Source organism: Nonomuraea basaltis (assembly GCF_005893125.1).
Taxonomy (GTDB): Bacteria; Actinomycetota; Actinomycetes; order Streptosporangiales; family Streptosporangiaceae; genus Nonomuraea; species Nonomuraea basaltis.
Genome location: NZ_VCJS01000079.1, coordinates 1 through 17862, shown reverse-complemented (window position 1 = coordinate 17862; position 17862 = coordinate 1). Strand labels below are relative to the sequence as shown.

Here is a 17862-nt window from a genome sequence, read left to right as displayed (position 1 = left end):
AACATTTCCTACAGGGCATACATGAAATCCCCCGCCGCTAGGCTCGTCCCGTAGCGCCGCCGATCCATGGAGACAGCCCGATGATCTTCATCACCGCGAAGTTCCGCATCCTGCCCGAGCACGCCGGCCGCTGGCCGGAGCTCGCCGCCGAGTTCACCGAGGCCACCCGCGCCGAGCCCGGGTGCCTGTGGTTCGACTGGTCGCGCAGCGTGGCGGACCCCAACGAGTACGTTCTGGTGGAGGCGTTCAGGGACGACGCGGCCGGGGCGGCGCACGTACGGTCGGACCACTTCAAGCAGGCCCAGCGCACATTGCCGGAATACCTGGCCGAGACGCCGCGCATCGTCAACGCCAGCATCCCGCAGGACGACTGGTCGGAGCTCGGTGAGCTGGCCGTGCCCGAGCGGGGCTGAGCCGGTCAGTTCACGCGCCCGTTGCCGTAACAGGCTGATCGGGCCAGGGCCGGTGGGCACGGGCTGCTCGGCGGTGACGGCCAGGGCCAGCGTGTTGTCCCGCGTTCGTTCAGGAGCCCGGCCGGGAGGGAGAAGTCCTTCTGGGGGCCGATGTCGCCGCCATACTGGCCGACGTTCCAGCCGTTGAGGAAGATCTGCACGCGGTACTCGGGTGACGGCTCGCCACCGAAGCGGAGCCCGACCGGCACGTCCTGGCCCTTGGGCAGGTCCAGCTGAACGACGCCCGATACCAAGTGCCGCCAGAGGGCGACTACACGGTCGAGACGAAGCTGGAGTTCGCGCCGACGCAGATTGCCCAGCAGGCCGGCATCCTGCTGTACGAGAACGACGACCGCTACTTCAAGATGGCGCACTCGGCGCTGGCGCTGAGCCGCGGGAACGGGGCCGTGTTCCAGGTCAGCGAGTTCGCCAAGGAGGGCGAGCGGCCGACGACCACACCGCCGACCGCCGTGTTCAACGGGCCGATGTTCGGGGGGCCGGCGGCGGAGACGATGTGGTTGCGGATGTCGTACCACTATGACGCCGCGAACAACGAGGTGGAGGTGCGTGCGGCGACCAGCCGGGACGGTGCGCGATGGGTGCGAAACGGCGTGTGGACGCTCCCGTTCAAGGGCAAGCTCAAGATCGGGCTGATCTCGATGAACAGAGCGGGCGCCGTCGCCAAGTTCGACTATGTCCGGACTTATCGCGACTGATCGCTGGTGGCGGGCGGGCGGTCCCGTCCGCCACTCACCAGCGACAAGGGCGGGTCGTCGGGGTTCCTGCGGGCCCCGATCCCGGCGCGGCGGCGGAATCCGCGTCACGGGCGGAGTGGCCGGGAAACCCCGAGAACGGCGGCGACCCGGAACGGATCCGGGCCGCCGGTGCCGACACCACGGTCGCGATCAGGAAACCCCACCCGCGACGCCGAGGGTGTACGAACAGTACCGACCGATCAAGCCATCATCGGGTTACTCGAGGGGCGGGACGGCTACATCCCGCCCCTCTTCGCTCTCGGATGGCGAATGATGGACGAGGAGCGCTGCCAGTGGAAATCACTTACGCCGATGTCAGCTGGCTGGCCCACGGGTGGGAATTGGGCGACGTATGGTGTCTGACCTTCGTACGAGGTATCGAAGAGACGGAGGCGCTACGGCGGTTAGGCGCCGCCGAGGAGAGCATCCGGCCGCTGAGCTACCAGGAACTGACGGACGAGGGACTGTTCCCGCACACGGTTCTGGCGGGGCGCCTGCATGGCTGGGTGGTGCTCATCGAGCGGAACGGCAGCGAAGGGACGAAGCCCGATGCCATACGGGCACTATCGGCCGGAACGGAGCTCGTATCCGTAACACGGCACGACTACGCGACCGATCTGTTCGTGTATGCCATCGACGGGGATCGGCTGACTTCCTTCGACCCGAGGAAACCCGCATGGCGGTACGGCAGCGATCCGGACCGCCTCCTCGACGCGATGCGGGAGGTAGGTGTCGATCCAACGTACCTCCCAGGAGGCCACGTTACTGGGCAGGAGGCCATCAGCTCTGGCACTCCGACAATGGGCGAGGCGCTGATGCTCGCGGCCCGGCTGACCGGTGTCGTGTTGACCCAAGAAGTGTTGAACGGACCGCTGGTGGGCGGCGCCGTGCACTCTCCGGCCGACGACACCTTGGAAGAGTGTGCCGAGCGACCGGGGACGACATCACACACGACCGCCAACCTGTTTGGGGCGATCCGGCGAGATGACCCACAGGGATAAGTCCCGGCGGCGAGCACGGCGTGGGCGAGGCCAATCCGCACCCCGAGGTGCGGCTGCCGTCCGGGCTCGCCGAGTGGTCCATCCCGGCTGAGCTGGAGGAGATCGGCGGGCAGGACCTGTTGCATCGCACCGAGGCGTTCGACGGGCAGGTGCCCCTTCCCGAGAGCCCGCCCTCCGACTCCGCCGGTTCTGCTGATCCCGGCGGCTCCCCTGATTCCGCGACCATGTCCGCCGCCACCAACTCCGCTGGTGCCGGGCCGCTGCCGTGGCCCGCCGGGAGTGCTCTTCTGATCGGCGGTGCCACGTTCGTGGCGGCTACGGGCGAGAAGGAAAGGCGGGAACGGCGCATGCGGGCCGGCGGCTGCGCATGAAACCTAACGCCTGCGGACGGCTGATCGCCTACACCTGAGCCGACATCCGGTCCAGGCCCCGGACCACAGTGGTGGTCAGGGTGCCGATCTCGGCGATGCCGATGGTCACGGTGTCCCCGTCCTGCAGCGTGAACGGCAGATCGGGGACCAGGCTGGTGCCGGTGGCCAGGACGGCGCCGTCGGGGAAGGCGTCGGCCCGGAACAAATAGCCGGCCAGCTCGTCCAGGCGCCGGTGCAGCTCGGACGTGGAGGACTTGCCGTCCCACACCGTCGCCCCGGCCCGGGCGATGGTGAGCGTGATGTCCAGCGCGTACGGATCCGCGACCTCCCACGCGGGCCTGATCGCCGGCCCCACCGCGCACGCGCCCAGGTAGATCTTGGCCTGCGGCAGATAGAGCGGGTTGATCCCTTCGATCGTGCGCGAGCTGACGTCGTCCACCACCGTGTAGCCGACGATCTCGCCGGCCGCGTTGAGCACGAGACCCAGCTCGGGCTCCGGCACGTCGATCTCCGAGTCGGACCGCACCGCGATGCGCCCGCCGTCCCCGGTCACCTTCCACGCCACCGACTTGAAGAACAACTCGGGCCGCTCGGCGTCGTAGACCAGCTCGTACACGTCGGCGGCCCGCTCGCTCTCCAGCACCCGCGCCTCGCGCGAGCGCCGGTACGTCACGCCCGCCGCCCACACCTCCATCAGCCCGTCCACCGGCGCCAGCCTGCGTACCGCCCCCGACGGGTGCCGCGTCCCGTCCGCCGCGGCGCACCGCTCGCGCAGCTCCCCGGCCGGCAGCCGCAGCAGCTCGCCGACGGTGGTGACTCCGGTCAGCTCCACCACCTCGTCGCCGTGATCGACGCCGACCGCGTCCACGCCGGTCAGAGGGCTGACGAACCGTACGATGCGCATGCCTGCTCCTAGCTTGATCGGACGTAGGCCAGATGCCGTCTGAGAAGAGTCTTCCCTACCCGCTCACGGCGGCGCCCCGCCGGGTGCTCATGCTTTCGGCTGCGATCGCCTGACGGCGCGGCCGATGGCTTGCTGTAATCGTGATCGTACGCAGCGCGACATTGACATCGACGGCGGTGACCAGTGACACAGGACGGCGCGCTCCCCCTTCCTCCCCGGCCGGACGACGCCAGGACGTGGGAGGAGTACGTCGCCGCCCTGCGCACACTGCGCCTCTGGGCGGGAGCACGGGACGACGCCGAGCTGGCCGGAGCGGTGCCGGGCCTGACCGCCGGGGAGGTCGGCGAGGTGCTGGGCGAGCGGCGCAAGGCCGTGCCCGACCGCCGCGTGTCGGAGCTGATCGTACGGGCCTGCCTGCTCATGCGGGAGCGCTCGGAGGAGGAGATCGCGGCGGAGCGAGCCGTGTGGCGGGCGGCGTGGGATCAGGTGCTCGCGGCCGGTCGTCAGGGGCGCAGGCCAAAGGGGCGGGCGCCGGCGATCGCGGGGGGCGTGCTGCTGCCCGCCGTGACCGGGGTGGTCGTCAACCTGGCCACGAGCAACACGCGCAATCCGTGGGCGTGGGGGGCGGTCGCGCTGGTGCTGGTCGTGCACGCGTCGCTGCTGGCGGCCGGGCCGGTGCGGTGGGCGCGCGAGCCGGTGCTGGCGGGGATCGCGTCGGTGGCCGCCGTCACCGTCACCGTAGGCCTCGTCCTCGCCCTCGTTCCCAAGGTACGGACCGCCGGCCCGGCTCTTGGGCCAACGCCCCCGACGGCCGCCCCGGTCGCCGTGCCCCAGACCCACCTCCCGTGCGTCCGGGACTATGCCGCCACGTACTTCAGCCGGCCGGCCTTGGACCCGGAGTCCGGCAGGACGTGGACGGTCGGCTACGCCTGCGAGAACCTCCCGGCGCCGGTCCACGCCGGGCCCGACGCCGCGACGACCCAGGTCGGAGTGCTCGACCAGGGCGATCCCAGGAGTATCTTCTTCTGCGTGGTAAGGGTCGGGGACACGCACTGGTACCGCACCGCGGCGGACAAGAAGTGGGTGGGTAAGGGCTGGGGCTACGTCCCGCAGGAGTATGTCCGGGCCGCGCATCCCGTTCGCCAGCTGCCTGCCTGCCCCCGCTAGACCACGTCGAAGTCGGCCATCATCGCCATGTCCTCGTGTTCGAGGTTGTGGCAGTGCAGCATGTACCGGCCCCGGTATCCGTCGAAGCGGGCGAGCACGTCCACGACCTCGTACGGCCGCACGTCCACCGTGTCCTTCCAGCCGCCGTCGGTGGCGGCCGGGGGTCTGCCGTTGCGCGCGAGCACCTGGAAGTGGGCCAGGTGCACGTGTACGGGATGGTGGAAGTCGCTGGTGAGGCGCCAGATCTCGGCGGTGCCCAGGCGGGGGCGGGCCAGTGGGATGCCGGGACGGTACGGGTGGCCGTTGATCGTCCAGGCGTTTCCGGTCCTGCGGAAGTCGAACGTCCGGGTGGTCACCGCCGTCGGCCGTGCGTCCGGGCGGGCCAGGGTCCGCGGCACAGCGCTGTCGTCGGCGGCCCGGCGGGTGACGATGAACCGCATGACGTTCCGCGCCGGGCCGCCGGCCAGGGTGTTGATGAGGGTGACCGCGCTGCCGACGGGATAGGCGGAGAAGTCCACCACCACGTCGTACCGCTCCCCCGGCGCGATCGGGATCGTGTCGTGGGCCACGGGCGCGGCGAGCAGGCCGGCGTCGCTGCCGATCTGGGTGAACCGGCCGCCGGGCGCGAGCCGGAGCCGGTACCGGCGGGCGTTGGAGGCATTGAGCAGCCGCAGCCGATAGCGGGTGGCCGTCACCTCGGCCACCGGCCAGGGCGCGCCGTTGACCAGGATCACGTCGCCCTCGACGCCCGCCATGTAGTCGCCGTCATGAGGGTCCGGGTAGCGGAAGGAGCCGTCCTCGCCGAACGCCCTGTCGCAGATCATCAGGGGCAGCTCCCGCTCGCCCCCTGGCAGCGGCAGCGCGTCCTCCTCCGTGTCCCGCACCAGCGCGAACCCGGCCAGTCCCCGCCACACCTGCGGCGCCGTGTGGTCCATCCGGTGATCGTGGTACCAGAGCGTGGCGGCCCGCTGCTCCAGCGGGTAGTCGTAGTCCTTCACCGTCTGGTGGCGGGTCTCCGCGTGCTGGTGGTCGTGGTGCGCGGCGTAGCCGCCGGGCACCACGAGGTCGGTCGGGTAGCCGTCGGAAGCGGGCGGGTTGACGCCTCCGTGCAGGTGGGTGGAGGTGGGCACGGGCAGTTCGTTGCGGACGGCGATCGTGGTACGGCTGCCGCGCCGCAGCTCGAAGGTCGGCCCGGGGAAGGTGCCGCCATAGCCCCAGACCTCGGTGGTCACGCCCGGGATGATCTCGACCTTGGCCACGCGCTGCGTCACCTCGTAGCGGCCGGGGCGTACCGGACGGGCGACCTCGGGGACGGGCAGCGGGACGGTGAACGGGCGGGGCAACGGCAGCCTGCTGGCCAGGAGCCGCCCTGAGGTCTCGGCGAACGCCCCGCACCCCGCGACGGCGAGCCCAGCACCACCCAGCATGCCCAGGAACGCCCGCCGGGAGGCGGCGCTCATGGCGTGCTCGCGCGGCCCGCGCGCCAGGTCCAGGCGGTGAACACGGCGGAGAGCCCGAAGATCGCCATACCGAGCGGGAAGTGCAAGGCGATGACCCGGGACTGCCCCAGCGCCACCTGCACCGTCTCCGCCGCCACGATGCCGAGGCTGGCCACCGCGGGCCACAGCGGTCCCCGGCCCGGCCGCCACAGCAGGATCGCGGCCACCAGCTGCAGGTAGAGCAGGCTGTGGGTGAACCCGCCGTTGTTCCGGTGCCAGGTCAGCAGGTCCACGTCGCCGGTGACGAACAGCCCGGCCAGCGCCGCCTGCGCGAGCACCCCGGCCAGGTGCGCGGTCGCGAGCGCCCGCAGCGACCAGACGATCCAGCCGGGCGGCGTGGGGTTTGGTGAGGTCATGGACGGAATGGTGCGACGTCAGACCCCAGGCGGACGTCCCCCGGCGGAGGACACCCGGACGTACTCCCAGGGTCGTACGCCACCCGTTCCGGCCCCGAAACGTACGACCGGGGGGTGACGCCCGGCCGGGAGGCGGTCCCCTACCTTGTGAGGATGGACAGCCGGAGGATCGACGCCCTCGTGGCGGCGGGGGCGCTGGTGGCGATCATGGCGGGCACGTACGCCAACCTGTCGTGGACCGGCGCCGACGAGCGGCCGCTGGACCCGGTCGGAGTGACGCTGATCGTCGTCTCGTCGCTGTCGCTGGCCTGGCGGCGGGCGGCTCCGCTGGCCGCCGGGCTGGTCGCGGTGGCGTGCGGGATCGTCTACTACAGCGCCCACTACCCCGGCGTGTTCGCCGCCGAGCCCGCGCTGGCGTCGATCTACACCCTTGCCGCCCTCGGCCGCCGCAAGGCGGCGATCTGGCTGGCCGTGGCGCTGGCGGCCCCGGTCTACGGGCTCATGGCGCTGGCCGAGGAGGATCCGGCGGCCGGCAACGGGATGACGCTGCTGAGCGGCTGGCTGGTGGCGATGGTGGTGGTCGGCGAGGTGGTCAGGAGCCGCCGCGCGTACCTGCGGGCCGTGGAGCAGCGCGCGGAGGAGGCCGAGCGCACCCGCGAGGAGGCGCTGTTGCGCCGGGCGGGCGAGGAACGGCTGTGGATCGCGCAGGAGCTGCACGACTCGCTCACGCACAGCATCTCCGTGGTGAATGTGCAGGTCGCGGTGGCCATGGAGCTGCTTGACCGCGATCCGGGGCGGGCACGTCAGGCGCTGGCGGCGATCAAGGAGTCGGGGCACGAGGCGATGAACGAGCTGCGGTCCACGCTGGGCGTGCTGCGCCAGTCCGTGCCCGAGGGCGTCGAGGCCGGGCTCGCCGGGCTGCCGCGCCTGGTGTCCAGGGCCGAGGGGGCGGGGCTGCGGGTGTCGTACACCGTCACCGGCACCCCGTACGCGCTGCCGCCCGAGGTGGACCGGGCCGCGTACCGGATCGCGCAGGAGGCGCTCACCAACGTGCTGCGCCACGCGGGCGCGGCGTCGGTCACGCTGGCCGTCGGCTACGATCCGGCGGGAATCATGCTGCGGGTGGACAACGACGGCGAGGCCGGCACGGCCGGGCCCGGAATGGGGTTGATCGGGATGCGCGAGCGTGCGGTCGCCGTCGGCGGCTCGCTCATCGCGGGCCCGGGCGAAGAGGGCGGTTTCAGCGTACGCGCGGAGCTTCCCGCGTCGGCGTGGTCCCCGGTGCGGTCATGATCAGGGTCCTGCTGGCCGACGACCAGCCGCTCATCCGCGCCGGCTTCAAGGCGCTGCTGGAGCTGACCGACGACATCACCGTGGTCGGCGAGGCGGGCGACGGGGCGGAGGCCGTGGAGCTGGCCCGGCGGCTGCTGCCCGACGTGGCGCTGCTCGACGTGCGGATGCCGCTGCTCGACGGCATCCAGGCCACCCGCAGGATCGGCGCCGACCCGGAGCTCGACGGGGTCCGCGTGGTGATCCTCACCAACTACGCGCTCGACGAGTACGTCTTCGCCGCGCTCCGGGCCGGGGCCAGCGGCTTCCTGCTCAAGGACATCGAGCCGGGCGACCTGCTGCAGTCGGTACGGGTGGCCGCCCGTGGCGACGCGCTGCTGTCGCCGTCGGTGACGCGCCGCCTGATCGAGGAGTACGTCAGCACGCCGCCCCGGCCCGTGGCCGTGCCGGAGGCGGAGCGGCTGACCGGGCGGGAGCGGGAGATCGTCGCCCTGGTGGGCAGGGGGATGTCGAACGAGGAGATCGCCGAGCACCTGGTGATCAGCGGGGCCACCGCCAAGACCCATGTGAGCAGGTCGATGACCAAGCTCGGCGTGCGTGACCGGGCCCAGCTGGTCGTGTTCGCGTACGAGTCCGGCCTGGTGGTCCCGGGCGGGCGCGCCTAGAAGGCCACCAGGAACTCGTAGACGTTCAGCATCCAGACGAGCATCCACAGCAGGACGGAGGGAAGCCGGACCGCCCCCCGTCCGGTTCCGTCACCAGGCACCCGATACCTCAACGCCTTCCTTCGACGTGACGATATCTACCCAGTCTGCGTCCCCCCGCCCGCCCATGCGCACGGCCACCGCGGCCACTCGCCGCCGTACCTCAAGCTCGCCCGCGCCCATCGACGCCGCGCGCCGGTTGGAGAGCCGCGCGGGCAGGAGGCTGGCGTGTTCAGCCGTTGACAGGTTTGCCGAGGGCGCTGCCGGCGAGCCAGTCCTCCCATGACTTGGCCCAAGGCGTCGGCCCGTTGCCGAACTGGAGTTTCCTGGATGTGCCGGTGACCTCGATGATGTCGCCCCGCTGGGTGAACTCGTAGAACCAGCGGGCGTTGTCCGGGCTGGCGTTCACGCAGCCGTGGCTGACGTTGCGGCTGCCCTGTGCGCCGGTCGACCACGGGGCGGCGTGGAAGAAGGTGCCGCTGTAGGTCATGCGGACGTTCCATTTGGTGCGGATGCGGTATTCGCCCGGCTTGCCGATGGTGGCGGAGTCCATGATGATGTCCGCGGCCTTCTCTTGGGCGATCATGGTGCCGGAGTAGCTGTCGTCGCCTGGTTTGCCCATGCTGACCGGGATGGTCTTGACGATCTCGCCGTTCTCCCGTACGACCGCCCGGTGAGTCTCGTCGCTGACCTTGGTGATGTGCGAGGGGCCGACGGTGAAGGTCAGGCTGCGGTCCTTGGTGCCCCACAGGTGCTCACCCGCGCGCAGGCCCGTCAGGTGCGCGGCGACCGTGACCCGCTCGCCGACCGGCCAGTACTCCCGCGGCCTGAACTGCACCTCGCGGTCGCTCACCCAGCTCCACGCGCCCTCGACCGGCTTGGACATGCGCACCACCAGCGCCCGCTCGATCCGCGCCCGGTCCTTCTTCGCGGTGATCGGCTGGGACAGCAGGAGCTGCACGGGCATGCCGACGCCGACCTTCTCGCCGTCCAGGGGCGACATGCCGCTCTCCAGCACCCGTTTCGGCTTCAGCGTGGTGAACTTCGCCTGCGCCGCGACCGGCTTGCCGTCGGTGCCGGTGGCCTGCGCGCTCACGGTGTACGCCGTCGAGGGCCGTAATGCCCACCGGGGCCGCCACGTCCCGTCCGCGGCCACCGAGCCGCGCACCTCCCGCCCCTTGGCGTCGGCCACGGTGAGCTTGGTGACCTTGCCGTCGGTGACCTTGACGCTGATCCCGGTGTCCGGGGGGACCTTCTTCGTGCCGTCCGCGGGCGTGATCGACAACTTGGCGATCGGCCCCTGCTCCACCGGCTTGGCCGGGGAGGTTGTGCCGCCGCCGGAGGTGCATCCGGCGGCTAAGAACACCGCCGCGACAACGATCACCGTGCTGGTCCGGCCGTTCCGCATCATCGATGCCTCCCGCGCCTGACAAATAGGCATCTATCCAGATAAGTCCCGCCGGAAGGACTCATGCCCCCGATGGCGGCGAGCATGCGGCTTCCGCCGGGGCTGACAGGGGCAGAGGCGGGGCTTCTCTCGACGGTACGGGGGTCCGTGCCGGCCGGGCAGGCCCAGGCGGACGTGCTGAACCCGCTGCTCGACCCGGTCACCGTTCCCGCGGTGCCGGTCTCCTGATCGTCAGCGGCTCCAGGAGCGTTGCGCGGCGTCCCGGATCCGGCGCTTTACCGGGGGCGGGACGTCGCCGTTGCCCGCGGGCGGCAGGGCCGGCGCGGCCGGTGGCACGAGCACCGCGGACTCCTCCTCGGTCACCGGCCGCTCGATCTCGGTGAACCGGCCCTCCGCGCTCCGCACGATCACCCCGGTCTCCACCCCGTGGACGGTGGTGTGCCGGTCTTGGGCCAGCAACCCCAGGCAGATCCGCCGGGCGACCACGTACCCCAGCACCGGCCCGGCCACGACGGCGACGCGGAAGATCCAGGTCGTCGCGTTCAGGGAAATGTGGAACGTCGAGGCGATCAGGTCGTTGCCGCCGGCCAGCCAGAGCACGCCGTAATAGACGACCCCCGCCACGCCGATCCCGGCCCGGGTCGGGACCTCGCGCGGCCGGTCCAGGAGGTGGTGCACGGTGGTGTCACGGGTGACCCACCGCTCGGCGAACGGGTAGAGGAACAGCACGGTGAACAGCAGCCCCGGCGCGCCCAGCGCGGGGATCAGCACGCTCATGGTCACCGTGTGGCCGAGGACGGTGAACTCCCAGGGCGGCATGATCCGCAGCGCGCCCTCGAGGAAGCCCATGTACCAGTCGGGCTGCGAGCCGGCGCTGACCGTGCTGGGGACGTACGGACCGTACAGCCAGATCGGGTTGATCTGGAACACGGTGGCGAGGAGCGCGACCACCGCGCACACCCACAGGAACAACACCGTCGTCTTGGCCAGGAACGCCGGGAAGAACGGCGCACCGCGCACCACCCGGTCGCTCAGCCCCTTGGCCCGGAACTGGGTGTGCGTCTGCCGCCAGGTCAGCACCACCGCGTGCAGCGGGATGAGCAGGAGCAGCAGGCCGGGGATCAGCAGCACGTGGATGCTGAACAGCCGGGAGATGATGTCCTCGCCCGGGAACTCTCCGCCGAACAGGAACGCCGCCAGATACGTCCCCACCAGCGGGATCGACAGCGTGACCCCGTGCAGGATGCGCAGCCCCGCGCCGGACAGCAGGTCGTCGGGCAGCGAGTAGCCGAACAGCCCGTTGAGCATCACCAGCCCGAACAGGGCCACGCCGATCAGCCAGTTCAGGTCGCGGGGCCGGCGGAAGGCACCGGTGAAGAAGTTGCGCAGCAGGTGGGCGACGATGGCCGCGAGGAACACGAGCGTCCCCCAGTGGTGCATCTGCCGCATCAGCAGCCCGCCGCGCACCTCGAAGCTGATCTCCAGCGTGGAGGCGTACGCCTGGCTCATCCGCACCCCGCGCAGGGGCACATAGGCGCCGTCGTAGAGCACCTCGGCCATCGTCGGTTTGAAGAAGAACGTGAGGAAGACGCCCGTGATCAGGACGACCACGAAGGAGTACAGCGCGACCTCCCCCAGCAGGAACGTCCAGTGGTCTGGGAAGACCTTCCGCATCGCCTTCTTCAGGAAAGCGGCCCCGCCGACCCGATCGTCGAGCGCACTGACCAGTGAGCTGCCCTTCATCGTCACTCCGCCACATGCTTGGTTGGTCCATTACCACCAAGACGCGACAGAGCGCCAGAATGTGACACATTTTGCGGATCAGGCGAAGCGTTCGACCGTGACCGGGATCAGGCCCTGCTCGCGGATGGCCTGCCGATGGTGGAGAAGCAGCGCGCCGAGCGTGGCGACCGGGCCGGCGCCCAGCCGTACGGTGACGTCCACACACCAGGCGATGCCCGCCCCGATCCGGCGCAGCTCCCAGGTGAAGCCGTGACCGTCGGCGCTGCCCGACGCCTTCCCGACCACGCGGGGGTCACCGGTCGGCACCAGCCGCAGGACCGTCTGCACGTTCGCCAGCCCGTCGGCGCCCAGCTCGCCGGCGAACAGGATGCGGTAGCGGCGCGCCTTGGCGGGCGCGGTGCCCAGGTGCAGCGGCGTGGACGCGGGCAGGGGCTGGCGGCGCTGGAAGTAGGCGCGCAGCCGGTCCTCCTCCGGCAGCTCGCCCCCGCCGAGGTAGGCGTAGGCGTCGCGGGCGTCCCGCCGGCCGACCGGCGTCACCCGCGCGCGCAGGGCGCGGTCGGACCGGATCGCGCGGCTCACCTCCGGGGCGGCCAGCCACTCGCCGGTCTCCGATCCCCATTCGGCGCTGTCGATGCCGGCCGCGGTGTAGTCCTCGCAGAGGACGAACTCCTCCACCAGGACTCCCGCCGGGAACCGGTCCTTTGCCGAGGTGGAGATCAGGTAGTAGTCCATCCACCGCATGATCCCGGGCGCCGGAACCCCGGATCAAGCTCACGCGCCGGTGCGGCGGCTCTCCGGCGGACCGGTGACCGTTCCGCGAACGGATTCCCACTCCCTCATCCGGACAGCGGTCTCCCGCGAACCATTTGCGTACGACGGTTGTCGAACTCATTTGGGCGGCTCCGGCGAGGCCGGGGCCGCATTCAGGGAGCCGCACCGGGGGCGGTGCGCAAGGGGGATCGATGGACATCGGTGCTGCATCGCGCCGGCCGCTTCGGCCTGGCGTGAAACGGGGGACGGCGAGGACGATCGCCACGGCCGTCCTGGTGACCGCGGCGTGCGGGGCCGGCCAGCTGGCGGCCGGAACTGGAACGGTCCAGGCCGCGGTGCTGCCGGGCATCCAGGGCGGCGGCTCGCCCGCCGCCGAGGCGTCGCAGACAGGGTTATCCGGGTCGGGGGCGCCGTACGCGGGGCTGGCCGAGACCTGGTCCAAGGCGTCGCGGGCGCTGCTCAAGCCCATGATCGCGGCGGCGCAGGACGTCCGGGGCCGCCCGGTCGACTGCCGCCGCGCCAAGTGCGTGGCGCTCACCTTCGACGACGGCCCGGGCCGTTACACGGACACGCTGTTGCGGCACCTTTCGACCCACCGCGCCCGGGCCACGTTCTTCGTCGTGGGCCGGAACGTCGCCGCGAACCCGGGCATCCTGCGCCGGACCGTCGCGGCCGGGCACGAGATCGGCAGCCACACCTGGTCGCACTCCGACCTGACGAGGCTGTCGGCCGCCGGAGTCCGGAGCGAGCTGGCCCGTACCGACCAGGTGATCAAGGCGGCGACGGGTCTCGTGCCGCGGATCGTCAGGCCGCCGTACGGGGCGCTCAACGGCGCCGTACGCATGCAGACCTCGCGTCCCATGGTGATGTGGAGCGTGGACACCCTGGACTGGCTCCACCGCGACAGCGCCAGGGTGGTGAAGAAGACGATCAAGTCGGTACGCCCGGGCAGCATCATCCTGTTCCACGACATCCACCCCACGACGGTGCGGGCCATGCCGCAGGTGCTGAAGAGCCTGTCCAAGCGCGGCTACACGTTCGTCACCGTCAGCCAGCTGTTCGGCGGCAACCCGCCGCGCCTGGTCTACAGCGGCGGCGGCCCCCTGCTCTGACCTCTTCTATCCGGAGGCCGTCCGGACGAGGAGGAGGGCGTCCTGGCCCGATGCCGCGCCCCATACCTCGCCCGGGCGGCCGTGGATCTGGCGCACCCCCGCGGCCTCGCCGTTCGCGGGGGTGAAGCGCTCGGTGGCGGGGTCGAAGCTGATCAGCCGGTCGCTGCCGAAGTCGCTGATCCAGACGATGCCGGCCGGATCGGCGTACACGGCGTACGGCTGCGGGGCGTCGCCGGGGAGCTGCCATTCCTTCCACGCGTTCGTGGCGGGGTCGTAGCGGCCCAGGCGGCCGCCGGTCCACTCGCTGACCCAGATCCGGCCGTCGCTGTCCGCCCACACCCGGCGCGCGCCCTGGTCGGGGGTCGGGGGTTCGAGCACCGTGGCGCGGCCGGTGCCCGGCGCGATTTTGGCGATGTGGCTGCTGGCCAGCGACGCGTAGTAGACGTCGCCGTTCGGGGCGGTCGTGATCCCGTACGGGCCGGGGCCGCGCGGGGCGTCGTACACGTCGATCTTGCCTGTGTCCGTTGCCAGCCGCCCGTAGACGCCGCTCTGGCCGGTGAACCAGAGCACGCTCGCCTCGCCGAACGCGGCCGTGTTGAGATCGGCGCCCGCGCGGTCCTCGGGCAGGGGGTTGTTAACGGCTGGGTCTTGAGTGTGCGTAAGTAGGCGTGAGTGTGCAGGAGTTTGTCGCTAGGGTTCTTGGGGTGAACCTTACGGAGTGGGCCAGAGCGCAGGGTGTGCACCCGCACACCGCGTATCGCTGGTTCCGTCAGGGGACCTTGCCGGTGCCCGCGACTCGGGTGGGTCCGCGCACGATCCTGGTGAACGTTGAGGCCGGCACCGGGCCCGGGGAGAGCAGTGGTGTGGGCCTGTACGCACGAGTGTCCTCCCATGACCAGAAGACGGACCTGGACCGTCAGGTGGCGCGGCTGACCAGGTGGGCGGCCCAGGCCGGGCACCGGGTCGTGCGGGTGGAGGCCGAGGTCGCCTCGGGGATGAACGGGACGCGTTCGAAGGCCCGCCGTCTGCTGGCCGATCCGCAGGTGACCACGGTCGTGGTGGAGCACAAGGACCGCCTCGGCCGGATGAACGTGGAGTTGGTCGAGGCCGCGCTGTCCGCGCACGAGCGCCGCCTGGTGATCCTGGACGAGGGCGAGGTCGACGAGGGCGAGGTCGACGACGATGTGGTCCGCGACATGATCGAGATTCTGACCTCGTTCTGCGCGCGGCTGTACGGGCGCCGCTCGGCGCGTAACCGGGCGCAGAAGGCGCTGAAAGCGGCGGCCGATGGATGAGCGCACCGCAAGCGGCCTGCGGGCCATCGATGCTCCGTTCGTGGCGCCGGGCCCGTCGGGGGTGGCGATCCGCACGAGGATCAAGGGCATGTCCCAGCGGGACGAGGAGATTTTGTGGGAGGCGGGCACCCTGCTGGGCAGGTTGGCCGCCGCCGACCTCAAGGCCCGCTGCCGGTACGGGACCGGACACGACAAGCACGCCTGGGCCGAACGCAAACGCGCGCTGACCGTGTTGTCGTCGGCTAGGTGGGCGGGGTCGATCACCAAGGCCAGCAACGATCAGTGGGCGTTGTCGCGACGCAATCAGGCCGCGTTCATCGCTGAGCGCCGGGCCGCGGTCGCCACCATCTCGCACCGGTTGTCGCTGCCGGTCGGGGAACCGGGGACCAAGGACAAGCCAGGCGGGTACCGCAGCAAGCACGAGTACTTCGTCAAGTCCCGCCGTCTGGGCATGCTGGAAGGCCAGCTCGCCCAGGCCCAGGCCGATGACGACGCGGGCCGGGTGCACGTCTGCCGGGGCGGCCGCCGTTTGCTCAACAATCGACACCACCTGCTCGACGACCTGACCGGACCAGACACCCCCGGCCTCAGCCCCGAGGAGTTGACGGCCGAAGCCGGACACCGGGTGGGCCAGTGGCGCACCCGGTGGAACGCGAAACGGCTGTTCCTGCACGCCGACGGGGAGACCGGCAAACGGTGGGGGAATCTGACCATCCGCCTCACGCCCGAAGGTGAGGTGTCGCTGAAGCTGCCCGCCGCCTTGGCGCACCGGGCGAACGCGCCGCACGGCTGGTATGTGCTGGACGGCCGCGCCACCTTCACCTACCGGGGTGCCGAGTGGGCCGACCGGGTGCACGCGGACCGGGCGGTGGCCTACACCATCAACTATGACGCCGACCGCGACCGGTGGTACATCACCGCCGCCTGGCAACCCGCACCCGCCCCGATCCTGCCCCTGCAAGCGGCGCTAGTCGCGGGGTGTGTCGGGGTGGACACCAACGACGACCACCTCGCGGCCTGGCGACTGGACGTGCACGGCAACCCGGTCGGCGATCCCAAGCGGTTCTGCTATGACCTGTCCGGCTCGTCTGCGCATCGCGATGCGCAGATCCGGCACGCCCTGACCCGGCTGCTGCACTGGGCCCGCCGTGAGGGCGTGAAGGCGATCGCGATCGAGGACTTGGACTTCGCCGATGAGAAGACCCGGGAGAAGCACGGCCGCCGCAAACGGTTCCGTAACCTGATCTCCCGGTTCCCCACCGCCCGGCTGCGGGCCCGGCTGACCTCGATGGCCGCCGAGGCCGGTATCCAGGTCGTGGCGGTGGATGCGGCCTATACCTCCAAGTGGGGCGCCCAGCACTGGCGAAAGCCCCTCACCACCAAAGAACGTCAGGTCACCCGGCACGATGCGGCGAGCATCGCGATCGGGAGACGCGCCCTGGGACACAAGATCCGGCGCAGGACGGCACCGCCCCCACGGCACCAGAGCGATGCTGCGGGGCATCGGACCGTGCAGGCCCGCGCGCACGCGCAGGCCTGCGGAGACGGCGTCCCAGGGCGTGAGGGAACCCGCCCTCCAGAACCCGGACCACGCACACGATGCGTGAAGCCGAAACCCATGCCACCCATCGGCCCACCGGCCGGTCCCACCACCGGACCGCCCGGAGCGTCCGGCGGCGTGGCGGGACGGAAAGCGGGGGACCAGCGTGCCCAAGACCGTTCGGGGCACGCGGGTGAGCATGGGTCCTGGGTCCAGGACCCGCTCCCGCTCACTTGAGAGGAACGGTAGGTGCGTACCTGGCGGGTGTCCGCGTTCACCCGGACGATCGCGTTAAGGCCGCTGTCGGTCACCCACGCGTGGCCGTCCGGTCCCGTGATGACGCCGTGCGGGCGGGAGTGGCGGTGCAGGCGGCGAGCGCGACCAGCACCGCCACCCCAGCAGCTCCGGGTGGAGCAGCTCGGACGGGGTGTGGTCGCGGAACGCCAGGGCGAGCCAAGGGAAGGTGCCCGAGTCGACGGCCCGCGGGACGTGGAACCAGGCGTACCCGCCGAACACCTCGTCGGCCGACTCCCCGGACAGCGCGACCGTGGAGCGCTCGCGGATCGCGCGGAACAGGGGACTTTGCGCGCACGTACATGGACGGCCAATGCATTCCTGAACTTTTCCTGACACGTCCCCGTATCTGGTGGTGTGAGCGGTGATCGCGCATGAACCCCGATCAGAAAGGACGGGGCGGCACCGGCAGCAGGGACGGCGCGCAGGCCGGCATGGCCGGCCTGCGCGGCCTGCGGGCGGCGGTGTTCGCGGCCGTCTGCGTGTACGCCGCTCTGGGGATGCACATGCTGGCCGGCGGCCCGGGCGCCCGCCTGGAGTTCGTCGCCGCGGCCACCGCCGCCACCGGGGCGGGGGCGTTCCTTCTCGCCCGCCGGCGCCGGTCCAAGGGGACACTGGTCGCCGCCTCCTTCACGGCGCAGTACGGGATGCACCAGCTCTTCAGCTCGGGTGCCGCGGCCTTCTCCGGGCACCACGGCGGGAGCGGGCTCCAGTCGGGGATCGGCATGCTGGTGGCGCACGTGTTCGTCGCCACGGTGTGTGCGTGGTGGCTGGATCGGGGCGAGACGGCGCTGGTGGCGTTCCTGCTGGTGCTGGCCTGCTCGCTGCGCGGCCTGTGGCGGCTGACCGCCCCGCTCGCGACCCCGCCGACGCCTCGTCCGGGGCCGGTCACGGCGACCGCACCCGGCATCCGCGCACCGCAGGTGCTCGCCTGGGCCATGTGCCGCCGCGGCCCGCCTCGCCGGCAGGATGACGTGACTCTGTGACAGACATGGCTCTGTAGCGGCCGACGTGGCTCTGTGATGCCTCGATGCGGCCGTGGGTGAGCCGTCTGTGCCTTGCTGCCGCCCGCGACCGGCGAGTCCGCGCGGGCCGGTTCGTCGTGGCCGGATGCCGGCCGTGACCGTCTCCCTGCTCTTCGCGCACCCCTCCGGCGTGCTGTCTCTTATACCCATCTCCGAGCCCACGAGACCCTAAGAC

21 protein-coding genes are annotated in these 17862 nt (G+C 71.3%); 12 read left to right on the top strand and 9 right to left on the bottom strand.

Annotation, left to right across the window (positions count from 1 at the left end; all coding sequences use genetic code 11):
• Window positions 1-80 precede the first annotated feature (80 nt).
• A complete protein-coding gene (locus EJK15_RS32365; protein WP_138714276.1) occupies window positions 81-413 on the top strand; it encodes a putative quinol monooxygenase in 333 nt (110 codons plus the stop codon).
• Window positions 414-418: 5 nt separating this feature from the next.
• On the opposite strand, the gene EJK15_RS76500 is transcribed toward EJK15_RS32365, so the two are convergent.
• Window positions 419-826, bottom strand: a complete 408-nt coding sequence (locus EJK15_RS76500; protein WP_276615447.1) for a beta galactosidase jelly roll domain-containing protein — start codon at window positions 824-826, stop codon at window positions 419-421.
• Between EJK15_RS76500 and EJK15_RS71035 the strand changes: the two genes are divergently transcribed.
• The 3 genes from EJK15_RS71035 to EJK15_RS32350 all read left to right on the top strand — a co-directional run bounded on the left by EJK15_RS71035 (window position 707) and on the right by EJK15_RS32350 (window position 2579).
• Complete coding sequence (locus tag EJK15_RS71035) at window positions 707-1168, top strand: beta-xylosidase family glycoside hydrolase (RefSeq protein WP_206061222.1); 462 nt, start codon at window positions 707-709, stop codon at window positions 1166-1168. The two genes, EJK15_RS76500 and EJK15_RS71035, sit on opposite strands and share 120 nt — an antisense overlap.
• Window positions 1169-1500: 332 nt before the next feature.
• On the top strand, window positions 1501-2208 hold the full coding sequence (locus EJK15_RS32355; protein WP_138714275.1) for a DUF6461 domain-containing protein: 708 nt from the start codon (window positions 1501-1503) through the stop codon (window positions 2206-2208).
• Window positions 2209-2228: 20 nt separating this feature from the next.
• Window positions 2229-2579 (top strand): hypothetical protein, encoded by a 351-nt coding sequence (locus EJK15_RS32350; protein WP_138714274.1) that lies wholly within the window; start codon window positions 2229-2231, stop codon window positions 2577-2579.
• Between the two features lie 28 nt (window positions 2580-2607).
• Here EJK15_RS32350 and EJK15_RS32345 read toward each other — a convergent pair whose 3' ends face one another.
• Complete coding sequence (locus EJK15_RS32345) at window positions 2608-3483, bottom strand: fumarylacetoacetate hydrolase family protein (protein WP_138714273.1); 876 nt, start codon at window positions 3481-3483, stop codon at window positions 2608-2610.
• A gap of 183 nt (window positions 3484-3666) precedes the next feature.
• Here EJK15_RS32345 and EJK15_RS76495 point away from each other — a divergent pair, with 183 nt between their 5' ends.
• Window positions 3667-4650, top strand: coding sequence for a hypothetical protein (locus tag EJK15_RS76495; RefSeq protein WP_138714272.1), 984 nt, complete (start codon window positions 3667-3669; stop codon window positions 4648-4650).
• Here EJK15_RS76495 and EJK15_RS32335 read toward each other — a convergent pair.
• Together EJK15_RS32335 and EJK15_RS32330 are read right to left on the bottom strand one after the other, a co-directional pair.
• Window positions 4647-6110, bottom strand: a complete 1464-nt coding sequence (locus EJK15_RS32335) for a multicopper oxidase family protein (RefSeq protein WP_138714271.1) — start codon at window positions 6108-6110, stop codon at window positions 4647-4649. The genes EJK15_RS76495 and EJK15_RS32335 overlap by 4 nt on opposite strands.
• The gene (locus EJK15_RS32330; protein WP_138714270.1) at window positions 6107-6505 is read right to left on the bottom strand and encodes a hypothetical protein; all 399 of its coding nucleotides are present in this window, start codon (window positions 6503-6505) and stop codon (window positions 6107-6109) included. Before EJK15_RS32330 ends, EJK15_RS32335 begins: the two co-directional genes overlap by 4 nt.
• A gap of 153 nt (window positions 6506-6658) precedes the next feature.
• Here EJK15_RS32330 and EJK15_RS32325 point away from each other — a divergent pair, with 153 nt between their 5' ends.
• Together EJK15_RS32325 and EJK15_RS32320 are read left to right on the top strand one after the other, a co-directional pair.
• Window positions 6659-7798 (top strand): sensor histidine kinase, encoded by a 1140-nt coding sequence (locus EJK15_RS32325; protein WP_138714269.1) that lies wholly within the window; start codon window positions 6659-6661, stop codon window positions 7796-7798.
• The gene (locus tag EJK15_RS32320) at window positions 7795-8460 is read left to right on the top strand and encodes a response regulator (protein WP_138714268.1); all 666 of its coding nucleotides are present in this window, start codon (window positions 7795-7797) and stop codon (window positions 8458-8460) included. Before EJK15_RS32325 ends, EJK15_RS32320 begins: the two co-directional genes overlap by 4 nt.
• A gap of 271 nt (window positions 8461-8731) precedes the next feature.
• Here EJK15_RS32320 and EJK15_RS32315 read toward each other — a convergent pair whose 3' ends face one another.
• Window positions 8732-9910: a L,D-transpeptidase gene (locus tag EJK15_RS32315; RefSeq protein ID WP_240777355.1), complete on the bottom strand. Its 1179-nt coding sequence runs from the start codon at window positions 9908-9910 to the stop codon at window positions 8732-8734.
• 81 nt (window positions 9911-9991) lie between these two features.
• Between EJK15_RS32315 and EJK15_RS71030 the strand changes: the two genes are divergently transcribed.
• A complete protein-coding gene (locus EJK15_RS71030) occupies window positions 9992-10135 on the top strand; it encodes a hypothetical protein (RefSeq protein WP_171074654.1) in 144 nt (47 codons plus the stop codon).
• Between the two features lie 3 nt (window positions 10136-10138).
• On the opposite strand, the gene qcrB is transcribed toward EJK15_RS71030, so the two are convergent.
• Both qcrB and EJK15_RS32305 read right to left on the bottom strand, forming a co-directional pair.
• Window positions 10139-11650: a cytochrome bc1 complex cytochrome b subunit gene (gene qcrB, locus EJK15_RS32310; RefSeq protein ID WP_138714267.1), complete on the bottom strand. Its 1512-nt coding sequence runs from the start codon at window positions 11648-11650 to the stop codon at window positions 10139-10141.
• Between the two features lie 78 nt (window positions 11651-11728).
• Window positions 11729-12382 carry a hypothetical protein gene (locus EJK15_RS32305; RefSeq protein WP_138714266.1) on the bottom strand — a complete coding sequence of 218 codons (654 nt, stop codon included), beginning with the start codon at window positions 12380-12382 and terminating at the stop codon, window positions 11729-11731.
• 272 nt (window positions 12383-12654) lie between these two features.
• Here EJK15_RS32305 and EJK15_RS32300 point away from each other — a divergent pair, with 272 nt between their 5' ends.
• Window positions 12655-13533 carry a polysaccharide deacetylase family protein gene (locus tag EJK15_RS32300; protein ID WP_240777354.1) on the top strand — a complete coding sequence of 293 codons (879 nt, stop codon included), beginning with the start codon at window positions 12655-12657 and terminating at the stop codon, window positions 13531-13533.
• Between the two features lie 6 nt (window positions 13534-13539).
• Here EJK15_RS32300 and EJK15_RS32295 read toward each other — a convergent pair whose 3' ends face one another.
• The gene (locus EJK15_RS32295) at window positions 13540-14103 is read right to left on the bottom strand and encodes a Vgb family protein (protein ID WP_138714265.1); all 564 of its coding nucleotides are present in this window, start codon (window positions 14101-14103) and stop codon (window positions 13540-13542) included.
• 134 nt (window positions 14104-14237) lie between these two features.
• On the opposite strand from EJK15_RS32295, the gene EJK15_RS32290 reads away from it, so the two are divergent.
• Entirely contained in the window at window positions 14238-14828 is a 591-nt protein-coding gene (locus EJK15_RS32290) for an IS607 family transposase (RefSeq protein ID WP_138714264.1), read from the top strand.
• Complete coding sequence (locus EJK15_RS32285; RefSeq protein ID WP_138714263.1) at window positions 14821-16605, top strand: IS200/IS605 family accessory protein TnpB-related protein; 1785 nt, start codon at window positions 14821-14823, stop codon at window positions 16603-16605. Before EJK15_RS32290 ends, EJK15_RS32285 begins: the two co-directional genes overlap by 8 nt.
• A gap of 54 nt (window positions 16606-16659) precedes the next feature.
• Here EJK15_RS32285 and EJK15_RS74965 read toward each other — a convergent pair whose 3' ends face one another.
• Complete coding sequence (locus EJK15_RS74965) at window positions 16660-17001, bottom strand: asparagine synthase-related protein (RefSeq protein ID WP_240777353.1); 342 nt, start codon at window positions 16999-17001, stop codon at window positions 16660-16662.
• Window positions 17002-17036: 35 nt separating this feature from the next.
• Here EJK15_RS74965 and EJK15_RS74960 point away from each other — a divergent pair, with 35 nt between their 5' ends.
• On the top strand, window positions 17037-17648 hold the full coding sequence (locus EJK15_RS74960) for a hypothetical protein (RefSeq protein WP_171074653.1): 612 nt from the start codon (window positions 17037-17039) through the stop codon (window positions 17646-17648).
• Window positions 17649-17862: the final 214 nt, after the last annotated feature.

Bases quoted from the DNA above. Each gene is read 5' to 3' on its own strand.
- EJK15_RS32365 (WP_138714276.1), top strand. From the start codon at position 81: ATGATCTTCATCACCGCGAAGTTCCGCATCCTGCCCGAGCACGCCGGC.
- EJK15_RS32345 (WP_138714273.1), bottom strand. From the start codon at position 3,483: ATGCGCATCGTACGGTTCGTCAGCCCTCTGACCGGCGTGGACGCGGTC.
- EJK15_RS32335 (WP_138714271.1), bottom strand. From the start codon at position 6,110: ATGAGCGCCGCCTCCCGGCGGGCGTTCCTGGGCATGCTGGGTGGTGCT.
- EJK15_RS32330 (WP_138714270.1), bottom strand. From the start codon at position 6,505: ATGACCTCACCAAACCCCACGCCGCCCGGCTGGATCGTCTGGTCGCTG.
- EJK15_RS32325 (WP_138714269.1), top strand. From the start codon at position 6,659: ATGGACAGCCGGAGGATCGACGCCCTCGTGGCGGCGGGGGCGCTGGTG.
- EJK15_RS32320 (WP_138714268.1), top strand. From the start codon at position 7,795: ATGATCAGGGTCCTGCTGGCCGACGACCAGCCGCTCATCCGCGCCGGC.
- EJK15_RS32315 (WP_240777355.1), bottom strand. From the start codon at position 9,910: ATGATGCGGAACGGCCGGACCAGCACGGTGATCGTTGTCGCGGCGGTG.
- EJK15_RS71030 (WP_171074654.1), top strand. From the start codon at position 9,992: ATGCGGCTTCCGCCGGGGCTGACAGGGGCAGAGGCGGGGCTTCTCTCG.
- qcrB (WP_138714267.1), bottom strand. From the start codon at position 11,650: ATGAAGGGCAGCTCACTGGTCAGTGCGCTCGACGATCGGGTCGGCGGG.
- EJK15_RS32305 (WP_138714266.1), bottom strand. From the start codon at position 12,382: ATGGACTACTACCTGATCTCCACCTCGGCAAAGGACCGGTTCCCGGCG.
- EJK15_RS32285 (WP_138714263.1), top strand. From the start codon at position 14,821: ATGGATGAGCGCACCGCAAGCGGCCTGCGGGCCATCGATGCTCCGTTC.
- EJK15_RS74960 (WP_171074653.1), top strand. From the start codon at position 17,037: ATGAACCCCGATCAGAAAGGACGGGGCGGCACCGGCAGCAGGGACGGC.